Annotated in this window: 25 protein-coding genes; 12 read left to right on the top strand and 13 right to left on the bottom strand. The window is 66.6% G+C overall.

The features are described 5' to 3' along the window. Positions 1–318: a 2Fe-2S iron-sulfur cluster-binding family protein gene (locus CHB74_RS07910; protein WP_179220760.1), complete on the bottom strand. Its 318-nt coding sequence runs from the start codon at positions 316–318 to the stop codon at positions 1–3. A 1-nt stretch (position 319) separates the two neighbouring features. Beyond that, positions 320–1,483: a cytochrome P450 gene (locus CHB74_RS07905; RefSeq protein ID WP_218821401.1), complete on the bottom strand. Its 1,164-nt coding sequence runs from the start codon at positions 1,481–1,483 to the stop codon at positions 320–322. Positions 1,484–1,650: 167 nt separating this feature from the next. Here CHB74_RS07905 and CHB74_RS07900 point away from each other — a divergent pair, with 167 nt between their 5' ends. Both CHB74_RS07900 and CHB74_RS07895 read left to right on the top strand, forming a co-directional pair. Continuing rightward, a complete protein-coding gene (locus tag CHB74_RS07900; RefSeq protein WP_144033749.1) occupies positions 1,651–2,757 on the top strand; it encodes a helix-turn-helix transcriptional regulator in 1,107 nt (368 codons plus the stop codon). 316 nt (positions 2,758–3,073) lie between these two features. Further along, positions 3,074–3,742 carry a choice-of-anchor C family PEP-CTERM protein gene (locus CHB74_RS07895; protein ID WP_179220758.1) on the top strand — a complete coding sequence of 223 codons (669 nt, stop codon included), beginning with the start codon at positions 3,074–3,076 and terminating at the stop codon, positions 3,740–3,742. A gap of 31 nt (positions 3,743–3,773) precedes the next feature. Here CHB74_RS07895 and CHB74_RS07890 read toward each other — a convergent pair whose 3' ends face one another. Continuing rightward, a complete protein-coding gene (locus CHB74_RS07890) occupies positions 3,774–4,559 on the bottom strand; it encodes an AraC family transcriptional regulator (RefSeq protein WP_089219079.1) in 786 nt (261 codons plus the stop codon). A 94-nt stretch (positions 4,560–4,653) separates the two neighbouring features. On the opposite strand from CHB74_RS07890, the gene CHB74_RS07885 reads away from it, so the two are divergent. Next, positions 4,654–5,421: a class I SAM-dependent methyltransferase gene (locus tag CHB74_RS07885; protein ID WP_179220757.1), complete on the top strand. Its 768-nt coding sequence runs from the start codon at positions 4,654–4,656 to the stop codon at positions 5,419–5,421. Between the two features lie 7 nt (positions 5,422–5,428). Here the strand turns inward: CHB74_RS07885 and CHB74_RS07880 are convergent, their stop codons facing one another. Both CHB74_RS07880 and serB read right to left on the bottom strand, forming a co-directional pair. Continuing rightward, positions 5,429–5,923: a YbaK/EbsC family protein gene (locus tag CHB74_RS07880; protein WP_089219077.1), complete on the bottom strand. Its 495-nt coding sequence runs from the start codon at positions 5,921–5,923 to the stop codon at positions 5,429–5,431. 67 nt (positions 5,924–5,990) lie between these two features. Continuing rightward, on the bottom strand, positions 5,991–6,863 hold the full coding sequence (serB, locus tag CHB74_RS07875) for a phosphoserine phosphatase SerB (RefSeq protein WP_179220756.1): 873 nt from the start codon (positions 6,861–6,863) through the stop codon (positions 5,991–5,993). Between serB and miaA the strand changes: the two genes are divergently transcribed. The 4 genes from miaA (at position 6,856) to ilvC (ending at position 11,463) form a co-directional block, all read left to right on the top strand. Next, complete coding sequence (gene miaA, locus CHB74_RS07870; protein WP_089219075.1) at positions 6,856–7,815, top strand: tRNA (adenosine(37)-N6)-dimethylallyltransferase MiaA; 960 nt, start codon at positions 6,856–6,858, stop codon at positions 7,813–7,815. The genes serB and miaA overlap by 8 nt on opposite strands. A gap of 125 nt (positions 7,816–7,940) precedes the next feature. Next, positions 7,941–9,695 carry an acetolactate synthase 3 large subunit gene (locus CHB74_RS07865; RefSeq protein ID WP_089219074.1) on the top strand — a complete coding sequence of 585 codons (1,755 nt, stop codon included), beginning with the start codon at positions 7,941–7,943 and terminating at the stop codon, positions 9,693–9,695. A 114-nt stretch (positions 9,696–9,809) separates the two neighbouring features. Next, entirely contained in the window at positions 9,810–10,325 is a 516-nt protein-coding gene (gene ilvN, locus CHB74_RS07860) for an acetolactate synthase small subunit (protein ID WP_089219073.1), read from the top strand. 118 nt (positions 10,326–10,443) lie between these two features. After that, positions 10,444–11,463, top strand: coding sequence for a ketol-acid reductoisomerase (gene ilvC, locus CHB74_RS07855; protein ID WP_089219072.1), 1,020 nt, complete (start codon positions 10,444–10,446; stop codon positions 11,461–11,463). Between the two features lie 90 nt (positions 11,464–11,553). On the opposite strand, the gene CHB74_RS07850 is transcribed toward ilvC, so the two are convergent. Beyond that, the gene (locus tag CHB74_RS07850; protein ID WP_089219071.1) at positions 11,554–11,871 is read right to left on the bottom strand and encodes a PilZ domain-containing protein; all 318 of its coding nucleotides are present in this window, start codon (positions 11,869–11,871) and stop codon (positions 11,554–11,556) included. 65 nt (positions 11,872–11,936) lie between these two features. Then, complete coding sequence (locus CHB74_RS07845; protein WP_089219070.1) at positions 11,937–12,833, bottom strand: SPOR domain-containing protein; 897 nt, start codon at positions 12,831–12,833, stop codon at positions 11,937–11,939. Positions 12,834–13,011: 178 nt separating this feature from the next. Between CHB74_RS07845 and CHB74_RS07840 the strand changes: the two genes are divergently transcribed. Genes CHB74_RS07840 through CHB74_RS07830 form a run of 3 tightly spaced genes read left to right on the top strand, consistent with a single transcriptional unit; the run spans position 13,012 to position 15,802 of the window. Next, positions 13,012–13,728: a ParA family protein gene (locus tag CHB74_RS07840; protein WP_089219069.1), complete on the top strand. Its 717-nt coding sequence runs from the start codon at positions 13,012–13,014 to the stop codon at positions 13,726–13,728. An 11-nt stretch (positions 13,729–13,739) separates the two neighbouring features. Then, positions 13,740–14,360 (top strand): hypothetical protein, encoded by a 621-nt coding sequence (locus CHB74_RS07835; RefSeq protein WP_089219120.1) that lies wholly within the window; start codon positions 13,740–13,742, stop codon positions 14,358–14,360. Between the two features lie 20 nt (positions 14,361–14,380). Continuing rightward, complete coding sequence (locus CHB74_RS07830; protein WP_089219068.1) at positions 14,381–15,802, top strand: SPOR domain-containing protein; 1,422 nt, start codon at positions 14,381–14,383, stop codon at positions 15,800–15,802. 81 nt (positions 15,803–15,883) lie between these two features. Here the strand turns inward: CHB74_RS07830 and CHB74_RS07825 are convergent, their stop codons facing one another. The 6 genes from CHB74_RS07825 to CHB74_RS07800 all read right to left on the bottom strand — a co-directional run bounded on the left by CHB74_RS07825 (position 15,884) and on the right by CHB74_RS07800 (position 18,639). Continuing rightward, a complete protein-coding gene (locus CHB74_RS07825) occupies positions 15,884–16,111 on the bottom strand; it encodes a DUF4170 domain-containing protein (RefSeq protein ID WP_089219067.1) in 228 nt (75 codons plus the stop codon). A 148-nt stretch (positions 16,112–16,259) separates the two neighbouring features. Continuing rightward, the gene (locus tag CHB74_RS07820; protein ID WP_089219066.1) at positions 16,260–16,862 is read right to left on the bottom strand and encodes an MlaC/ttg2D family ABC transporter substrate-binding protein; all 603 of its coding nucleotides are present in this window, start codon (positions 16,860–16,862) and stop codon (positions 16,260–16,262) included. Positions 16,863–16,925: 63 nt separating this feature from the next. Continuing rightward, on the bottom strand, positions 16,926–17,399 hold the full coding sequence (locus tag CHB74_RS07815; RefSeq protein WP_089219065.1) for a hypothetical protein: 474 nt from the start codon (positions 17,397–17,399) through the stop codon (positions 16,926–16,928). A gap of 45 nt (positions 17,400–17,444) precedes the next feature. Then, positions 17,445–17,774: a DUF3618 domain-containing protein gene (locus tag CHB74_RS07810; RefSeq protein WP_089219064.1), complete on the bottom strand. Its 330-nt coding sequence runs from the start codon at positions 17,772–17,774 to the stop codon at positions 17,445–17,447. Continuing rightward, a complete protein-coding gene (locus CHB74_RS07805) occupies positions 17,771–18,127 on the bottom strand; it encodes a phage holin family protein (RefSeq protein WP_089219063.1) in 357 nt (118 codons plus the stop codon). Before CHB74_RS07805 ends, CHB74_RS07810 begins: the two co-directional genes overlap by 4 nt. A gap of 8 nt (positions 18,128–18,135) precedes the next feature. Beyond that, entirely contained in the window at positions 18,136–18,639 is a 504-nt protein-coding gene (locus CHB74_RS07800; protein WP_089219062.1) for a hypothetical protein, read from the bottom strand. 171 nt (positions 18,640–18,810) lie between these two features. On the opposite strand from CHB74_RS07800, the gene eno reads away from it, so the two are divergent. Both eno and CHB74_RS07790 read left to right on the top strand, forming a co-directional pair. Next, a complete protein-coding gene (eno, locus tag CHB74_RS07795; RefSeq protein WP_089219061.1) occupies positions 18,811–20,088 on the top strand; it encodes a phosphopyruvate hydratase in 1,278 nt (425 codons plus the stop codon). Positions 20,089–20,213: 125 nt separating this feature from the next. Then, entirely contained in the window at positions 20,214–20,519 is a 306-nt protein-coding gene (locus CHB74_RS07790; protein ID WP_245842727.1) for a septum formation initiator, read from the top strand. Positions 20,520–20,621 lie beyond the last annotated feature (102 nt).

Genomic DNA, 20,621 nt, shown 5'->3' with positions numbered 1-20,621 from the left:
TCAAACCTGCGATGCGGGCACGATGAAGGTGATGCCTTCCAGTTCGGGCGCCAGCACCACCTGGCAGGTCAGCCGGCTCGTCGGCCGGGTGTCGATGCACCCGTCGATCATGTCGCGTTCCTGCGCGGCCGGATCGGGCAGGGTGGCTCCGTCCGGCGGCGTCGCGTAGCAATGGCAGGTGGCGCAGGCCATGGCGCCGCCGCATTCGCCGATGATGCCGGGGATCAGCGCGCGGGTGGCACAGCGCATCGCGCTTTCGCCGGCTTCGCCCTCCACCAGATGTTCGCAGCCGTCGGGATCGATGAAACGGACCAGCATCTCACGCCTCCCCATAAGGCTGGACGATCATGTGGCGCACCCCGCGCAGCACCGCGCCGACATGCTGCACATCCTGCCCCGGCTTCAGCCGGATATTGGGGAAGCGTTCAAACACCACGCGCAGCGCCGTTTCCAGTTCGCGTCGGGCGACATGCATGCCCAGGCAGAAATGGGTGCTCCGCCCGAAGGTCAGGATCTCGCGATTGTCGCGGCTCGGATCGAACCGGCGGGGATCGGGGAAGACGGCGGGATCGTTGTTGGCGGCGGTGATGCCGAACAGGGTCCAGTCGCCCTTGGCGATGCGGACGCCGCCGAAATCCACGTCGGCGCTCGCCATGCGCGGCAGGAAGGCGGTGGGCGGCTGCCAGCGCAGCCCTTCGGTGACGATCGCTTCGCGGTCCTTGTCGCTGCCACGCGCCATCGCGCACAGTTCCGGCTTGCCCAGCAGTTCGGCGAACAGGCTGCTGCCATTCTTGTAGGTGGTGTCCGATCCGGCGGGGAACAGCAGGCCCAGGAAGGAAAGGATGCGTTCGTCGCTCAGCTTCTGGCCTTCATATTCGGCATGGGCCAGCCGCGATACGAAATCGTCGCCCGGATTGGCGCGGCGATCGTCGATGATCGCCTGCATATAAGCGTCGAACTCCTCCTTGGCGCGGACGGAGCCTTCCGGATCCCACGGAAAGTCGATCATCTTGATCGCCCATTCCATGAACCGCGCCTCATCCTCCACCGGAATGCCGAGCAGGCGGGTGATCACCAGGAACGGATAGGGGCGGGCGAAGGCGGACACGAATTCCACCTCGCGCTGGCCTTCGATGCGGTCGCACAGCTCATGCGCGATCGGCTCGATCAGCGCCTCGACATAGGATCGCACCTTCACCGGCATGAACAATGGATTCACCAGCGCGCGGCTCACCCGATGCTCCTCGCCCGCCATGGTCTGCAAGGTCTTGCCCATCGAAGGTTCGGCGATCAGCTTATAGCCTTCGGTCGCGTCGAAATGGACATAATCCTCGAACGCGCCCTTCAGCAGGCCATGGTCCATGATCAGCCAGACGGGCGATCCGTGATAGCGCACCGGCACCACCGGGCCATGGGCGCGCAGCTCGTCGATCAGCTCGTGCAGGTTGGGCACGTCGTCATGGGCGAAGTCGATGTCCGGCATCAGTGGCGTTACGGCATTCATGCTTTGCGGCCCTTCATCCCTCAATGTAGGATTTGGGGATAAGACGGCGCGCGCGGCGGCGCTGTCCCCGAATGGGGACATTCGTCGGGCGACGCGCTTTTTGGGGCGGAGAGGCCATGCCCGGAGCGGCAAAAGGCGACGATGGGATGCACGGCGCATCCATGCACGGTGACGTGATCGCCGCGATCTATGACGCGCCGATGGCGGCCCAGCCCTGGGCCGAACTCAGCGGGCGGCTGCGGCGCGAACTGGATTGTTCGGGCACGATGTTCAAGTTCGCGCGCGCCGACGCTGCGGACGGGCGGACCCGCTTCATCTTCGATACCGCCTGGGATGCGCGGGAAAGCTGGCGCCTCTACGACAGCACCTACCGCTATCTCGATCCCACCTGCCATCGGCCGATGGCACCGGGCGCGGTCTATGATTTCGATCAGATGATGCCCCTCTCACCGGATGGAGAAGCCGAACGCTATCTCGGCTTCTGCCGTTCGATCGGCGCCTCGCACGCGCTGTTCACCTATCTCGGCGAACATCGCGGCGTGCGCGCCTGGCTGTCGATCAGCCGGGATGATGCGCGCGGCAGGTTCGATGATGGCGAGGCGGCGGCGCTGGTGGCGCTGCTCCCCCATCTCCAGCGCGCGGCCGCGATCCACGCCCGGCTGGAGGCGGAGCGCAACAGTGCGACCATCCACGCGGCGGCGCTCGCCGATATCGGCGTCGGCGTGATCCTGCTCGATGGCGGCGGCGCGATCATCTCCACCAACCGGCTGGCCGATCGGCTGCTCGATCGCGGCACCGCCATCGTCCGCGATCGCGATCGCCTCAAGGTGCGGGGCGCGAATGGCGCCGCGCTCAGCCGCTCGCTGGCGGGGGCGGGCGTGGGTGAGGGCGATGGCCGCGTCATCGTCGCGGGCGATGGCGCCGGCGATCCGCTTCACCTCCTTGTCCGCCCGTGGCGCGATGAGCAGGGGGACGGCGCCGGCGCGGCTTATGTCGTCTATGTCGATAGCCCCGCCGATCAGGCGGTGCCGCGCGTCGATGCGCTGCGGCGGCGTTTCGGCTTCACTTATGCCGAGGCGCGGATGGCCGCCTTGCTGGCCGAAGGGCGCACGCTGGAAGCCGCCGGCGAGGCGATGGGCCTCACCCTCGCCAGCGCCCGCACCTATGGCAAACGCGTCCTCGCGCGGGTCGGTGCGACTCGGCAGGCCGATCTCGTCCGGATGATCCTCACCAGCCTCGCCCGACTGGATTGAGAAATCGGGGGCTTGGCGACATGTCCCAAAATGGGACATTTTTTCGCTATCGCATGTTTTCAGTCGCTTGGACGGTCATAACGGCGTCGTTCCGTCTTCGGGCTGTGGACGAATCGTGTTGCGTCGCAACATCTTGTCTTTTCGGTTCCCGATCGCGGCAATGAAATCGTCATCGCTTCCGTGGCTTGCCTCGCTGCGATCGCTTGCGCGAATTGCGTCGGCCCGATCACTTTTGCCTATGTTATGATCGCCCCGCTCAGATGATCCGTCTCTTGCCCGTTCCCGCTCGATGCGAGCCGAAAAAGGGGAGTGCGTCATGCGTAAGCTGTCGATCGGACTTGCGACCATTCTGTTTGCCACCACAAGTGCCCATGCAGCGACCATCATCAACGGCAGTTTCGAACTAGGTACCCCGCAGCCGGCGTCGGGAACCTTCAACACCCTGGGGGCCGGCAGCACGGCGATTACGGGGTGGACGGTCGTCAGCGGTTCGATCGATTGGATCAACGGTTACTGGCAGGCGCAGGATGGCACGCACAGTGTCGATCTCGCCGGCAATGAACCGGGGGCGATCGAACAGTCGTTCGTCACCACGCCCGGCGTGCTCTACACCGTGGATTACTGGTTGTCCGGCAATCCCGATGGCGGCGATATCGCCAAGGAAGGGCTGGTCGCCGCGATCAACGGCGCGTCGCAGATCGCCAGTTCCACGATCACGGGCATCAAGGGCTCGTCGCGTGGCGACATGCAATATCTGCTCAATACCTTCCAGTTCACGGCCACGGGGGCGCTCACCACGCTGCGCTTCTCGTCCAGCCCGTTCGAAGGGCCTTATGGCGCGTCGCTCGATTCGGTGTCGATCCGCGGCCAGAACGCCCCGACGCCGGTTCCCGAACCGACCACCTGGGCGATGCTGATGATCGGTTTCGGGGTCGTCGGTGTGTCAATGCGCCGGCGGCGCACGGTTCGCCGCCAGCTTTCCTGAAAGTTTCGGATCCGTATCGGGTGCCGCGATGTCATCGGTCCATGATGTCGCGACGCCCGTTCGGTTCCACCGTGTTGTTGCGATAGCGTACTGGATTCTCGCCCGTCAGGCGTGCGAAGACCTTGGCAAAGGCGCTTAGCGAGCTGAATCCGACATCCTGTGCCACATCGGTCACGCGGCGGCCCTGCGCCAGCAGCGCCATCGCCGCCAATATGCGCGCCTGCCCCAGCCATTGCTGCCAGCCCATGCCGGTTTCGCGGCGGAAGCTGCGGCGGAAATTGCGTTCGGACATGTGCGCGGCGGCGATCGCGCGGGCGATGCCGGGATGGTCGCTGCGGGCCAGCGCCAGCGGCAATTCGCCATCCAGCCATTCGCCGCACATCAGCGCCAGCGTGGCGAAGAAGCTTTCCGCCAGCAGGTCGCCCTCGGCCGTGCCCTGTGGCCAGCGCAGCGCATGCAGGATCATCTCGCGCATCACCGGCGTTGCGATCAGGATACGCAGCCGGTCGCCCGGATCGGCCACCGCGTCGGGCGCGAAATATAGCGATGCGCCGTCCACGTCCGACATCAAGGTGCGATGGGCAAGGCCCGCCGGGATCCACGCCGCGCGTCCGGGTGGCAGGAACAGCCGCGCGACGCGCGTCTCGATCTGCGTGGTGCCGCTGATCGCATAAAGCAACTGGTGATAGGCATGGGCGTGCCAGCCATAATGCACCCGCCGCTCGGGATCGCGGAAGGCAAAGCCGGGGCCGCGCGGCCGGGTCAGGCCATAATCGGTCAGCGCCGCCTGGGTTTCGGCATCGGAAAGCGTCTTCATGGCCGTTTGGCGTCCATTATTGGCCGTTCGACGTTAGCCGGCCATTCCGGCCTGCTCTACCCCTGTCGGCGGTTACCACCAAGGACAGATGCACATGACTGCCAACCAGACCCACAACCAGCGCATCGTTGCCCAGTTCACCCGCTGGGCGCGGCCCTTTGCCGATCTGCCGATCCATTCGGAAGCCGACGGCATGGCCCGCACGCTTGCGGCTGCCGCGATCACCCCCGGCGCCCGCCTGCTCGATGTGGCCTGCGGCCCGGGCATCGTCGCCTGCGCGGCGGCGGCCCAAGGCGCCGATGTCACCGGCATCGATATCACCCCGGCCATGATCGCCGAGGCGCGCCACCGGCAGGATGCGCTCGGCCTCCGCAATCTCGACTGGCATGTCGGCGATGCGACCGCGCTGCCCTTTGCCGACGGCGCCTTCGATATCGTCGTCACCCGCTACAGCTTCCACCATATGCCGCAGCCGGCTGCCGCGCTGGCCGAAATGCGCCGCGTGTGCCGTGCGGGTGGGCGGATCGTGGTGGTCGATGCCACGCCGTCGCCTGAAACGCAGGCCGCTTATGATCGGATGGAACGGCTGCGCGATCCTTCGCACACCAGCGCGCTCACGCTCGATCAGTTGCGCAGCCTCGGTCGCGCCGCCGGGCTGGAGGAGGTGCTGGTCGACGGCTATCGCCTCGAAGCGCTGCTCGCCACCCTGGCGGACGATGCGGACATGGCCGCGCTCGACGCGATGTTCGATGCCGATATCGCCAGCGGAGAGGATCGCATCGGCGTCGGCGCGTGGCGGGCGGCGGATGGCATCCGTTTCTACTTTCCGCTGTCGATCCTGGCCTGGTCGCGCCCGGCCTGACCATCGGTCACTCGGCGGCTTCGGCGGCCCCTTCGGCCATTGGCGGCTGGCAGACATCGACCCACTGGGCGTCGACAAGCGCTGCCAGCCGTTCCGGCGTCAGCATCACCGACGATGTGGTCGATCCCGCCGCGGGATAGACCTGGGCGAAATCCTTCAGCGAAAGATCGCAATAGACCGGGATCGGCGTCGCCAGCCCGAAGGGGCAGACGCCGCCCACGCGATGCCCGGTCAGCTCGAACACCTCGTCGGCGCCCAACATCCGGGGGCGCCCGCCGAAGGCTGCCTTGGTCTTGCGATTGTCCAGCCGCGCATCGCCCCGCGCCACGATCAGCACGACGCGCCCGTCGATGCGGACGGACAGGGTCTTGGCGATCTGCCCAGGCTCCACCCCCAAGGTCCGCGCGGCATCGGCCACGGTGGCGGTGCTTTCGCCCTGATCGATGATGGCGATATCGGGGGCATGTTCGGCGAGCCAGGCCCGCACCGATTCAAGGCTCATGTCCGTCCTTCGCGTTGGTTGCCACCCCCATGCCGGAAGGCGTGGGGGCGGTGCAAGCTGGTCCGTCTCAGGCCACCCAGTCCTTGCGCGCATAGCCCTGTGCGTAGAGGAGCGCGGTCAGGTCACCCCGGTCGATCCGCGCGGCGGCGGCGGCGGCGGTCTTGGGCTTGGCGTGGTAGGCGATGCCGAGCCCGGCCGCCTGGATCATAGGAATATCGTTGGCGCCATCGCCCACCGCCAATGTGGCGCCCAGGTCGATGCCGAGCGCTTCCGCTTCGGCGATCAGCGTTTCGCGCTTGGTCTGCGCGCCGACGATCGGGCGGGCGACAGTGCCGGTCAGCTTGCCATCGGCGATTTCCAGTGTGTTGGATAGCGCGCGGTCGAACCCGATTTCGGCCGCCACCCGATCCGCGAACACGGTGAAGCCGCCCGACACCAGCACCGATCGCGCGCCATGCGCCTTCATCGTGCGGATCAAGGTCGTCGCGCCGCCCATCAGCTTCACGCGTTCGGCATGGCAGCGATCGATGGCGGTGGCTTCAAGATCCTTGAGCAGCGCGACACGGGCATCCAGCGCCGCCTCGAAATCCAGCTCGCCGCGCATCGCCCGTTCGGTCACTTCGGCGATCTCGGCCTTGATGCCCGCATAATCGGCCAGTTCGTCGATGCACTCGATCGTGATCATCGTCGAATCCATGTCGGCGACGAGCAGCTTCTTGGCGCGGCCCGCCTCCGGCTGGACAACCACGTCGGCCAGCGGTTCCAGCACCGCACGCGCGGTTGCGGGATCGCGGGTAAAGGCGAGGTCGAGCGCATAGCCTTCGTCGATCCACCGCCCGACGACGGGTCCGCAGCCGGCATCGGCCAGCGCAAGGCGCGCCGTATCGGAAATTTCGGGCGCGAGGCTGCCGTCCGTTGCTATCAGCGTTGCAATGAACACGAAGGACTCCCTGGTGGCGGAAAAGAAACCGGCGGTGGCGCTCATTGCAGGGCCGACGGCAAGCGGCAAGTCGGCATTGGCGATTGCGCTTGCCGAATCTTCGGGCGGCATCGTCATCAATGCCGATGCGAGCCAGGTCTATCGCGATCTCCGCATCCTGTCCGCCCGCCCGTCCGAAGCGGATGAGGCCCGCGCGCCGCACCGGCTGTTCGGCTATATCGACGGCGCCGAAACCTGTTCGGCCGCGCGCTGGGCCGAAGATGCGAAGGCCGCCATCGCCGCCGCCCATGCCGCTGGCCGGCTGCCGATTCTGGTCGGCGGCACCGGCCTCTATATCCGCACGCTGATCGACGGGATCGCGCCGGTGCCCGATATCGACCCGGCCGTCCGCGCGGCCGTCCGCGCGCTTCCCGTTGCCGAGGCGCATGCCGCGCTCATGATCGAGGATGCGGAGGCCGCCCGGCGTCTCAACCCCGCCGATACGACGCGCGTCGCCCGCGCGCTCGAAGTGGTGCGCGCCACCGGCCGCACGCTCGGCCAATGGCAGGCTGATCGCGCCGGCGGGATCGGCGATGCCGTCCGCATCGTGCCCACCATCCTGCTGCCCCCGCGCGATTGGCTGCGCGCGCGGTGCGACATGCGCTTCGAAGCCATGCTGGCCGAAGGCGCGGTGGCGGAGGTCGAAGCACTGCTAGCCCGGCAGCTCGATCCCGCCCTGCCGGTGATGCGCGCGATCGGCGTGCCCGAAATCGCCGACTGGCTGGCGGGCCGGATCGATCGCGCCACGATGGTCGAACGCGCCACCGCCGCCACCCGCCAATATGCCAAGCGCCAATATACCTGGTTTCGCCAGCAGCCGCCGGCGGATTGGGCGCGTTTTGGCGAGCAACTCGATAACGTCAACATTGGTAAAATCGCAATAAAATTACACGATGAGGCGTTGACAGGTTAGTTTCTTACCTATAGCAGCGCCCATTCCCCGTGCTTTGTGCAGTGCGGCGGACCCGAAGCTTCAAGCGGGGACGGATTTGGATTATCCGGCCCCGCATATTTTGAGTGATGGAAAGGACGAGAGCGATGGTTGCCGAACGTTCCGGCGCGGACATTCTGATCGAGGCGCTGACTGATCTCGGCGTCGAGGTCGTGTTCGGTTATCCGGGCGGCGCGGTGCTTCCCATCTACGACGCCATCTTCAAGCAGAAGAAGATCCGCCATATCCTCGTCCGCCAGGAAGGCGGCGCCGCCCACGCGGCCGAAGGTTATGCGCGGTCGACCGGCAAGCCCGGCGTCGTCCTCGTCACCTCCGGCCCCGGCGCCACCAATGCCGTCACCGGCATTGCCGATGCCCTGCTCGATTCGATTCCCATGGTCGTCATCACCGGCCAGGTCCCGACCGGCCTGATCGGCACCGATGCGTTCCAGGAATGCGATACGATCGGCATCACGCGCCACTGCACCAAGCATAATTATCTGGTGAAGGATCCGGCGAAGCTCGGCGATATCGTCCACGAGGCGTTCCACATCGCCACGTCCGGCCGCCCGGGCCCGGTCGTGATCGATCTGCCCAAGGACGTTCAGGTCGCCACCGCGCCCTATCGGAAGCCCGCTACGGCGTCGCTGCCGCATAAGGGCTATCGCCCGCAGGTGAAGGCGGAACCGACGCTGATCGAGGCAGCGGTCGAAATGATCGCGGCCGCCGAACGGCCGATCTTCTACACCGGCGGCGGCGTCATCAATTCCGGGCCCGGCGCCAGCCAGGTGCTGCGCGAACTGGCGCGGATCACCGGCGCCCCCGTCACCTCCACGCTGATGGGCCTTGGCGCCTTCCCGGCCTCCAGCCCGCAATGGCTGGGCATGCTGGGCATGCACGGCACCTACGAAGCCAATCTGGCGATGAACGAGGCGGACCTGATCGTCGCCCTGGGCGCGCGCTTCGACGATCGCGTCACCGGCCGGCTCGATGCGTTCAGCCCCAAATCCAAGAAGATCCACATCGACATCGATCGTTCGTCGATCAACAAGATCGTGCGTGCCGATCTCGGCATCGTCGGCGATGTCGGCCGCGCGATGGAGGACATGGTCAAGCTGTGGAAGGTCCGCCAGCACCAGCCGCAGGATCTGAAGCCGTGGCACGCCAGGATCGATCAGTGGCGGGCGAAGAAGTGCCTCGCTTATCCTGAATCGAAGAAGGAAATCATGCCCCAGCACGCGATCAAGCGGCTGTGGGAAGCGACGCACGCGAAGAACCCGATCATCACCACCGAGGTTGGCCAGCACCAGATGTGGGCCGCCCAGCACTTCGATTTCGAAGGGCCGAACAAGTGGCTGACGTCCGGCGGCCTCGGCACGATGGGCTACGGCCTGCCCGCCGCGATCGGCGCGCAGGTCGGCAATCCCAACGCGCTCGTCATCGATATTGCCGGCGAAGCGTCGATCATGATGAACATCCAGGAGATGTCGACGGCGACGCAATATCGCCTGCCGGTGAAGATCTTCATCCTCAACAACGAATATATGGGCATGGTCCGCCAGTGGCAGGATCTGACCTATGGTGGCCGCTATTCGGAAAGCTATTCGGCCGCCCTTCCCGATTTCGTGAAGCTGGCCGAAGCCTATGGCTGGACCGGCATCCGCATCGAGGGCACGCAGGAACTGGACGCGGGCATCGAGCAGATGATCTCGACGCCGGGGCCGGTGATGGTCGACTGCCGCGTCGCCAAGCTCGCCAACTGCTTCCCGATGATCCCGAGCGGCGCCGCCCATACCGACATGATCCTGCAGGCCAATGAGGTATCGGGCGAAATGGACGACGAGGCCAAGGCGCTGGTGTAGCCGCGGGCGGAACCAGCGCCGCCGCCCCGGCGAAGGCCGGGGCCGCGCCCCCGCAAACCGCACATTTTCTGCACGAGATCCCAGCCTGCGCTGGGATGACGAGAGAAGAAACGAATGCATATCAAGGAAGAGACCGTCGAGCGCCACACGCTCTCCGTCATCGTCGATAACGAGGCGGGCATTTTGGCGCGCATCGCGGGCATGTTCTCGTCGCGCGGCTACAACATCCAGAGCCTGACCGTCGCGGACGTGACGGAAGACGAGACGATCAGCCGCATCACCATCGTGACCGCGGGCTCGCCGGAGGTGATCGACCAGATCATCTCCCAGCTCGATCGACTGGTGAATGTCCACAAGGTGACCGACCTCACCGAGCTTGGGCCCCATGTCGAGCGCGAACTGGCGCTGGTGAAGGTGAAGGGCACCGGCGATCACCGGATCGAGGCGCTGCGGCTGGCCGAGGTCTATCGCGCCCGCGTCGTCGACGCGACGATCTCCAGCTTCGTGTTCGAAGTGACCGGCGGCTCGGAGAAGATCGACAAGTTCCTCGAACTGATGCGCGAGGTGGGCCTGATCGAAGTCGCCCGCACCGGCGTTGCCGCCATCGCGCGCGGCCAGGAACCGGCCTGAATATAGGAGCAAGTCACCCCGGCGAAGGCTGGGGTCTCATGCGGAACGGGGTCCGCTCCAGCCCCACGAGATGCCAGCCTGCGCTGGCATGACGAATTGACGGAAGGAAAGTGAAGACATGCGCGTTTATTATGATCGTGACGCCGATATCGGCCTCATCAAGACCAAGAAGGTCGCCATCGTCGGCTATGGCAGCCAGGGCCATGCCCATGCCCAGAACCTCCGCGATTCGGGCGTCGGCGAAGTCGCGATCGCGCTGCGTCCCGGTTCGGCGACGGCCAAGAAGGCCGAAGAGGCCGGCTTCAAGGTGATGTCCAACGCCGATGCCGCCAAGTGGGCGGATATCGTGATGATCCTCGCGCCCGACGAACATCAGGCCGCGATCTACGAGAACGATCTGAAGGACAATCTGAAGCAGGGCGCCGCGCTCGCCTTCGCCCACGGCCTCAACGTCCATTTCGGCCTGATCGAGCCGCGCGCCGACCTCGACGTGTTCATGATCGCGCCGAAGGGCCCGGGCCACACCGTCCGTTCCGAATATCAGCGCGGCGGCGGCGTGCCCTGCCTCATCGCGATCGCGCAGGACGCGTCGGGCAACGCGCATGACGTCGCCCTGTCCTACGCCTCGGCGATCGGCGGCGGCCGTTCGGGCGTGATCGAGACGAACTTCAAGGAAGAGTGCGAAACCGATCTGTTCGGCGAACAGGTCGTGCTTTGCGGCGGCATCACCCACCTCATCCAGGCGGGTTTCGAAACGCTGGTCGAAGCCGGCTACGCGCCGGAAATGGCCTATTTCGAATGCCTCCACGAAACCAAGCTGATCGTCGACCTGCTGTATGAAGGCGGCATCGCCAACATGCGCTACTCGATCTCGAACACCGCCGAATATGGCGACATCACCACCGGCCCGCGGATCATCACCGATGAAACCAAGGCCGAAATGAAGCGCGTCCTCGCCGACATCCAGCAGGGCCGCTTCGTCAAGAACTTCATCCTCGACAACCGCGCCGGCCAGCCGGAACTGAAGGCCAGCCGCAAGCTCGCCGCCGATCACCAGATCGAAAAGGTCGGTTCGGAACTCCGCGCGATGATGCCGTGGATCGCCAAGAACAAGCTGGTCGACAAGGCCAAGAACTAAGTCCCGGTCTCAAGCCGGAACGGGAAGGGGCGGCCTGGCCGCCCCTTTTTCTTTGGGATCGAGGCGCGATTTAACCGCTTTGGCAACAGGCTAGCCGCGCCGGCACATGTCGCTGCCGATCGCGGTCAGGGCGAAGGCGACGGCGCGGCCGTCGCGATCGAAGCGGAGCGCGACGCCATCGCCGGTGACGCCCGCGACATGCGCGCGAATCGCGCCGGCTTCCGGGTGGCGCAGTTCCACCGCCGTGCCGAGCGCAGGGCGGGCGAGCGTTTCGACGAAGGCACCGGCGGCCGAAATATCGCGCAGCGCAGCGGGCGAGGGGGCATCGCTGACCAGCAGGCACATGCGCTGCCGCCGCCAGGGCGACGCCATCCTGATCCTGCGGGTAAAATCGCCCTGAATCGCCATGTCCGGCTTTCCTCTCCGCGCCGGGCTAGACCGGAGGCGGTGGACGAACCGTTAAGCAGGCGAAATCAGGGTTCGCGCACCGCGAAGCAGGGATGGTCCTGCCGGCGGATTGCGGCGCAGGCCTGTTCGGCGGCGGCGCTGCTGCCGAACGGCCCGGCCTGAAGCCGTGTGACCGACCCGGCCTTGACCACATAATGCTGCTTGTCGGCGAGGCTGGCATCGGCCGCGCTGATCTGGCGCCACAACCGTTCGGCGCGGTCCGCGTCGCCGAACGCGCCGAGTTGGACGCGCCAGCCGCGCCCCTTGGCCTTGCCGGATGCGGGCGATGATGCCGGCGTCGCAGCGGTGCGCGGGCTGGCGGTGGGCGGGGCGGCCGCGGGCAGGGGCTTTGCGGCGGTTGCGCCGCGCCCCATTTCGCGGGCGAGCGCGATGCCCTGCTGGCGCTGATCGAGCGGGATATAGCGATCCATCTCCGCCAGGCTGGCGACGGCCTGGGGTAGCGAGGCGGCCGCCGCACGCGTCATCAGCGCATAAGCACGCACCCAGTCCCGCGGGGGTGGATCGCCGTTGAAGAGCACGGTGCCGACGACATATTGCGCGCGCGGATCGCCGCGATCGGCGGCTTTTTGCAGCCAGGGCATGGCGCCGGCGCGATCGCCGTCTTCATAAAGCAGGAGGCCGTAATTGGCCTGGGCCTGCGCGTGATTCTGCTGGGCGGCCTTGAGATACCAGTCGCGTGCCGCGCGGGGATCGGCGGGCACGCCCCGGCCGAGGCGATAGGCCTGGCCAAGATTGAACTGCGCATCGGCAACGCCTGCGGTGGCGAGTGGCCGCCACAGTGCGACGGCGCGGGCATGATCGCCCGCCTTCCATGCGGCGACGCCGGCCTGCAGATCTTCCGCGGCGGAGGCGGCCGCAACCGCAGGCGCCATAACCGCCACGATCGCCGTTCCGATGGCCATTATCCGCACGTTCGCATTGCCCCCGTTCCTTCGCCCCTGCGCCCGATCATGCGCCAATATGGTTAGTTTGTCGCTAGGGAATGATGTGCGGCGCGGTGCGAAGATCTTTCCGGTTTAACCACTTCTTAGGCCCCGGGATGGCATCCGGGAGGGTAGCGACGACTATCGGGGAATGGTTATGCGGGTTTTGGCGTTGGCATCGCAGAAGGGCGGGTCCGGCAAGACCACGCTTTCGGGCCATCTGGCCGTTCAGGCACAGCGCGCGGGCGCGGGGCCGGTGGTGCTGATCGACATCGATCCGCAAGGATCGCTGGCCGACTGGTGGAACGAGCGGCAGGATGACATGCCGGCTTATGCGCAGACCACGGTTGCGCGCCTGGCCGCCGATCTGGAAATGCTGCGCCAGCAGGGCTTCCGCCTGGCGGTGATCGATACGCCGCCCGCGATCACGGTCGCGATCCAGAGCGTGATCCAGGTTGCCGAACTGATCGTCATCCCGACTCGGCCGAGCCCGCACGATCTGCGCGCCGTGGGCGCCACCGTCGATCTGTGCGATCGTGCCGGCAAGCCGCTGATCTTCGTGGTCAATGCCGCCACGCCCAAGGCCAAGATCACCTATGAAGCCGCCGTCGCGCTGTCGCAGCACGGCACCGTCGCGCCGGTAACGCTGCACCATCGCACCGATTTCGCCGCGTCGATGATCGACGGGCGGACGGTGATGGAGGTCGACCCCAAGAGCAAATCGGCCGCCGAGGTCGAGGGCCTGTGGTCCTATATATCGGACCGGCTGGAAAAGAATTTCCGCCGCACCGTGTTCGCGGCGCCCGGCCAGATCGCCGGAACCGCCGGTGCCCGCGCAATGGGTGGCTTCGGCCGCCGCGTTGTTCAGCACTGAGGGAGATGGCGATGAGCGACGCACGTCCTTTTGCTTCCCTCACTTCGGGGCTGCTGGCGCGCAAGGGCTTCGCCCGGCCGGCCATGCGCCCGCAGGGCCATGCGCTGACCCCGAGCCTGGAGGATCTTGGCTGGAACGACATGGGGAGCCATGTCGCCGAAGTTCCGGCGCAGCATCCGCCGGTTTCGTTCCTGACCCCGCTGAACAACGATGCCGAACCTGCGCCGCTCGTCGCCACCGCCGAGGCGCCGGTGCCCGAGGTGCTGCGCCAGCAGGCCGAAATCGAGCAGGAATTCGGCGTCGATCAGGCCTTCGATGCGGTGACGGAGCCCGCCGCCCCGGTGGCGCAGGCGATGCTAACCCCGGCCAAGCCCAAGGCCGCGCGCAAGGCGCCTGCCAAGCGCATGGTGACGCCGCGCGCTCCGCGCACCCGCGCGGCGGCCGGCAACGGCGCCAAGGCGGCGTTCACCCTGCGGCTCGATCCCGAACGGCATCTGCGGCTGCGGCTGGCCTGCGCGGTGGGCCATCGGTCTGCCCAGCGTCTGCTGATCAATGCGCTGGACGCCTATCTCGATGCCATTCCCGGCCTTGATGAGATCGCCGCCAACGTGCCCGACGGGCGCTCCGCCTGATCCGCACAGGGAGAAGCAAGATGAAGACCAGCGTCCTGCTCAAGCTTTCGGCCTCGGCTGCGATGCTTGCCCTCGTCACCGTGGGTTGCAAGCCCGCGAGCACCCGGCCGGCTTCGCTTTCGTCCAACGCCCCTTCGGCGCAGCGTGATGCGGCGCGGGCGGTGGCCAAGGCGCACGCCGCAATCGCCAATCGCAAGGCTGCCGAGGCGGTGGCCGAAGCCGAGAAGGCGGTGGCGCTGGCTCCGCGCGATGCCGGCTATCGCGCGACGCTGGGCCAGGCCTATCTGTTGGCCGGGCGATTCGTTTCGGCCCGCACCGCGTTCAACGACGCGATGCGGCTGCACGCCGATCAGCCGCAGGCGGGTTTCAGCCTGGCGCTGACCGAAGTGGCGACGGGCGACGGCTATGCCGCGCTGCGTACGCTCGACAGCCTGGAAGGGAAGGTCACCGAAAGCGATCGCGGGCTCGGCTATGCGCTGGCCGGCGATGTCGAACGCGCGATCGGGATTCTCGAAGTGGCGGCGCGGGCGCCGGATGCTTCGGCGAAGGCCCGGCAGAATCTGGCGCTGGGCTATGCGCTTGGCGGTCGCTGGGCGGAAGCGCGCGCGGTGGCCGCGCAGGACGTGCCGGCCGATCAACTCGACCGGCGGATGCTGGAATGGGCGATGTTCGCCAGACCGCGCACCAGCTGGCAGCAGGTCGCCGGGCTGCTGGGCGTCGAGCCGCATTTCGATACCGGCCAGCCGGTCGCTCTGGCGCTGGCGCCCGATGCGGCAGCCCCGGTGGCAGTCGCTGCGGCGGAGCCCGTGCCTGAACCGCAAGCACCGGCCGCGCCCGAATTGCCGATGCAGGTCGCGGACGTAACCCCGCCGCCTGCGCCAGTGGCCGAATATGCCGCGCCTCAGCCGCAGACGGAGCCGGCGGAATTGCTGCGTGCGCCGGCCCAGCAGGCGGTGATGCAGCGGGCTTCCATGCAGGAAGCACCGATGAACGATGCGTCGATGAACGAGGCGTCTGCGGGCCATGCGGTGGTCCCGGCGTTGATCGCGGCGCCGCGCGCGCCGATCAAGGTCGCTTATGTGGCGCCTGTCCGCAAGGCGGCGGCACCTGCCCTCGCTTCGCAGACCGCGAAGGGCGGCTTCGTCGTCCAGCTAGGCGCCTATAGCACGGCGGCGCGGGTGGAGACGGCGTGGAACCGCATCGCCGCGCGCGTGCAGATGATCGCCGATTATGTGCCGTCGAGCGGCACGTTCGACCTGGAACATAAGGGTGCGGTCTATCGGCTCAGCCTGGCCGGTTTCGAAACCCGGGCTGCTGCGGTCGACCTGTGCGAACGGGTGCGGGTGAAAGGCGGCGAATGCTTCGTCCGCGCAACTTTTGACGATCGGCCGGTGCGCTGGGCATCGCGCAAGGAAAAGGGCGTCCAGCTCGCATCGCGCTGATCGCGCCGCCCGACTCAGGGGCGATAAGGGCTCAATTGTCGGAAAGGGAATTGGCGGGGCGATAGCCCCGCCATTGCCGACTCAGGCGGCCGGGGCGTCGAGATCCGGCTGCAGCAGGCGGTGGAGGTGGACCACCACATATTTCATCTCGGCATCGTCCACAGTGCGCTGCGCGGCGCCGCGCCAGGCTTTTTCGGCCGACTGATAATCTTCGTAGAATCCAACGACGTCGATCTTGCTCAGGTCTTCGAATTCGAGCGTGCGCGGGTCTTTCACCCGGCCCCCGAAGACGAGGTGGATCTTGCTCATGGAAATGTCCCTAATTGTGGGTTTGGCGCCCCCTAGCACGGACGCCGCACTGCAACAATCATGCGCGGCAGGGAAATCCGGCTTTGATCCGATGCGGTGATCCGGGATGACGGGAAATGCGCCTGGAGTAGCACTTCCCGTCCCCTGTTCAGCCCTTGGACTTCATGAACGCGACCAGCTTGTCGAAGCCATTGCGCTGGATATAGGCGTCGAAATCGGCCGCCTGGGTGAGCGTGAGGTTGATGCCCGCGACGGTGAGGTTGCTGACCTTGTAGCCCTGCGGCGTCTTCACCACCGACCAGATCGCGTTGATCGGTGCCTGGCCCTTCTTCGTCACCTGCGAAACCACGGCGGCGCCGTTGGCGGCCGGCTGGGTGCGGATGATCTTCATATCGGCGCTGGCATATTCGAACAGCCGATCGGCGTAGAGGCCGATGATATAGTTGGGCAAAGCGGCCTTGTAGGCGTTGAGCTGTTCGGGCTTCAGCGTCGGCTTCCAGCGGCGGATCAGGCGATCGCCGATCTGGTCGACCGCAACATGCTGGGCCAGCATGCTGCGGAACTTGGACTTGGCGGCCACGCGATCGCCGCCGCGCAGCGCCGCGAAGCCTTCCTGCGAGAAGCCCGAGATGAAGGCGGTGGGATCCTGATTGTTGATCGCCGCGTGCGCCGGCGCGGCGATGGCGATCGGCGCCGCGATCGACGCGAGCGCAAGGGTAGCGGCAGTCAGAGGGCTACGCAGTAGACGCATTCGAGAAAGCTCCCAATCGGTTGGCGCATATGTGGGGTAGTGGTGGTGAACCGCGCTTGAATATCAGCGGTTCTTGACTGTTCCCATCGCGGCATTGCCGGCGGCGCTCGCCGATTTGGTGGCGGCCTGGACGAACTTGTCGACCTGCGCCTGCGCGGCATCCTTGTTGATGCCAAGCTCTTCCATCGCCTCGCGGCCGGCATCCTTGGCGGCGGCATAAGCGGTGCGGGCGGCTTCGTTCAGCTTGCCGCCGACCGTGCCCAACGCTTCCTTTTCCCGTTCGCCGCGCGGGAGCAGCGCGCCGACGATCGCGCCGAGCGCAAGGCCGGCGACGAGCGCCGCCACGGGATTGTCCTCGATCCCCTGCGCGGTGGCCGATTTGGCCTCGTCCACCTTGCCGCGTGCCGATTCCAGCGCGTCATGGGCCGCCGCGCGGGTGGCCTGCGAACGATCGCGGAGCGTCTGCTTGGCTTCCGCCAGCTTTTCGCTGGCAAATGCGCTTGCCCGTTCGGCGCTGTCCTTCACGCTGTTGCTCATCACTCGTCTCCTCGATCCGTCGCCGGGGTGCGCGACGGGATTGGTTCAGTCCTCATCAGAACCTTCGGGCGCGGGCTCGGTTTCATCGTGCCGGCGATCCAGCAGGCTCATCACGCCGTGGGCGATCGGCTTGCGGGCGAGAAACAGGGCCACCGCGCCGGCGATGGCGGCGGTGCGGCCGGGCTTTTCCTTCGCGCTCCTGATCGCGTCGTCGGCCATTTCGGTGCCGCGTTCGCGCAATTCCTCCCACGCTTCCTTCATCAGGGCGCGGGGGTGGAGGCGCTGCTGCAACTCGCCCAGCGTGGCGACCAGCCGGCCACGGGCGATATCCGCCTGCGCACGCGCGTTGGCGAGGTCCGCCTTGTCGCCGATCATGGCGCGGTCTCCTCTTCATCGGGGGCGGCAATGCTGGGCAGGCGCTTGAAGCCGGAGCGGAGGAGGAGCGCGGCGATCGCGAAACCGATCAGCGCCGCGACGATGCCGCCGCCGACGGGGCCGATGAAGTGCGCCAGCCCCAAAGCCAGCCCGACGATCAACGCGGCCGCCGATCCGAAGGCGAGCAGCACGCCCGCCAGCATCATGCCGACGGCGAGCCGCGCGGCGAGCGCGCGCCGGATCGCCAGCCGTCGATAGACGGCAAGCTCCGCCCGGACGAGCTGGCCGCCCTCCTGAAAGGCGCGGCTGAACAGATCGCCGATGGTTTCTTCTGGTTCCTCCACCCCCGCCATGGCCAGGCTCAGGCCGACTTGTCCTTGTCGACACCATGATTGGTGCCTGACCGGACGAGGCGGGCGAGAACGAAGCCGACGGCGACGGCCGCGCCGATCGCAAGCGCGGGGCTCTTGCGGACGACGCCACGCGCGTCGTCAAGCAGTTCGTCCACGTCCTTCGATCGCAGCGATCCCGCCACGCTGGCGACGGCGGACGCCGCCTTGCGGGCATAATCGCCATATTGCGCGCCAACCTTGTCGTCGATCGTGGTGGCGGCGTCGTCCATCAGGCGCGATACGCTGTCGAGGCCTTCGACCGTCTTGTCCTTGCCGATGGCGGCATAATCGCGGGCTTTGCCCGTGGCCTGATCCTTGATGCCGCTCGCCTGCTCGCCCGCCTTGGCGCGGGCCGCAGCGAATGCTTCGCGTGCCTTCGATCCGGTGGGGTTGATCTCGATATCGGCCGCGTTGGGCGCGGGCGCCGCATCCGTGTTCGCGTTGCCGGGCAGGTCGTTCGAGGTCGTGGCCATGTGCGTCTCCGTCGAAAGCGTTTCGGCTCGTCTTTCCAACATCCGCCCCCGTCCGGATGTTCCGCCGGAAAGATAATGTTGGCAAGCATCCGGCGGCGAAGCGTTGCCTATCGCGCCCCTCCCGGATAGAGCGCGGCCCATCCAGCGTCCAGAAAAAGGTGCGATCCCGAAATGACCGCGATCATCGACGTCCACGCCCGGCAGATCATCGACAGCCGGGGAAATCCCACCGTCGAAGTTGACGTGACGCTGGAGGATGGCAGCTTCGGCCGCGCCGCCGTTCCGTCGGGCGCGTCGACCGGCGCGCATGAAGCCGTCGAGAAGCGCGACGGCGACAAGGCGCGCTGGATGGGCAAGGGCGTTTCCGCCGCCGTCGACGCCGTGAACGGCGAGATCGCCGAGGCGGTTGCCGGGCTTGAGGCGGAGGACCAGGAAGAGGTCGACGCCGTGATGATCGATCTCGATGGCACGCCGAACAAGGGCCGCCTTGGCGCCAACGCGATTCTGGGCGTCAGCCTCGCCGTGGCGAAGGCCGCCGCCGATGCGCGCAGCCTGCCGCTTTATCGCTATGTCGGCGGCACCGCCGCCAAGGTGCTGCCGGTGCCGATGATGAACATCATCAACGGCGGCGCCCATGCCGACAATCCGATCGACTTCCAGGAATTCATGATCATGCCGGTCGGCGCGGAAAGCTTCGCCGAGGCACTGCGCTGCGGATCGGAGATCTTCCACACGCTGAAGACGGCGCTGCACGACAAGGGCCTTGCGACGGCGGTGGGCGACGAGGGCGGCTTCGCCCCCAACCTCGCTTCGGCGCCGGATGCGCTCGATTTCATCATGTCGTCGATCGAAAAGGCCGGATACAAGCCCGGCGACGATGTGGTGCTGGCGCTCGACTGCGCGGCGACCGAATTCTTCAAGAACGGCGTCTATGATTTCCACGGCGAAGGCGTGAAGCGTTCGCCCGCCGAAATGGCCGATTATCTGGCGGATCTGTGCGCGCGCTACCCGATCAAGTCGATCGAGGACGGCATGGGCGAGGATGATTTCGAAGGCTGGAAGATCCTGACCGACAAGATCGGTTCGAAGGTCCAGCTGGTCGGCGACGATCTGTTCGTCACCAACCCGGCGCGCCTGCGCGACGGCATCGAACAGGGGCTCGCCAACTCGCTCTTGGTGAAGGTGAACCAGATCGGCACGCTGTCCGAAACGCTGGAGGCGGTGTCGACCGCGCAGCGCGCCGGCTACACCGCCGTCATGTCGCACCGTTCGGGCGAAACCGAGGACGCGACGATCGCCGACCTCGCCGTCGCCACCAACTGCGGCCAGATCAAGACCGGATCGATGGCGCGTTCGGACCGGCTGGCCAAGTATAACCAGCTGCTGCGTATCGAGGAGGAACTGGGCTTCGTCTCGCGCTATGCGGGCCGCGGCATCTTCCGCAGCTGATCTGCCGTCATGACGCCACCCCGGCCACGGCCGGGGTGAGTCTTTCCGGGCACTGCCCCGATAATCCGCACGGGCCCGCCGATTCGGGCTTGCCTTGGCGCCGCGTTAGTGATTCCTGATTCACCGTGATCCGCAAGCGCTCCCCCTTTCGTCTGATCGCGTCGGCCGTCGCGCCGACGATGGCGGTGCTCGTCATGCTGATGTTCGCCGGCTATGCGGTGCTCGGCGCGAACGGGCTGCTGGCGCGCGGCGAATATCGCAAGCAACTGGTGACGGCGAAGGCCAGGCTGGCCCAGGTCGAGGCGGAAAAGCACCGCCTGATCAATCGCAAACGCCTGATCGCACAGGGTGATCCCGATCTTGCCGACGAGCTGACTCGCGGCGCCACCGAGATGGTCGGCGAAGGCGAATATGTGATCGTCACCCGCTGAACGGCGGGCTTTTTTCATAACAAGATTGCCAGCATTTTCGCGACTGTGTTCGATTGTGTCTTTAGACCGCGAACCCGCCTGTTTCCGCCGTCCGCCGTTGCG

This window comes from Edaphosphingomonas laterariae, assembly GCF_900188165.1.
Classification (GTDB): domain Bacteria; phylum Pseudomonadota; class Alphaproteobacteria; order Sphingomonadales; family Sphingomonadaceae; genus Sphingomonas_E; species Sphingomonas_E laterariae.
Note: the sequence above shows the minus strand (reverse complement) of the source record. Positions and strands in the feature narration are given on the sequence as shown.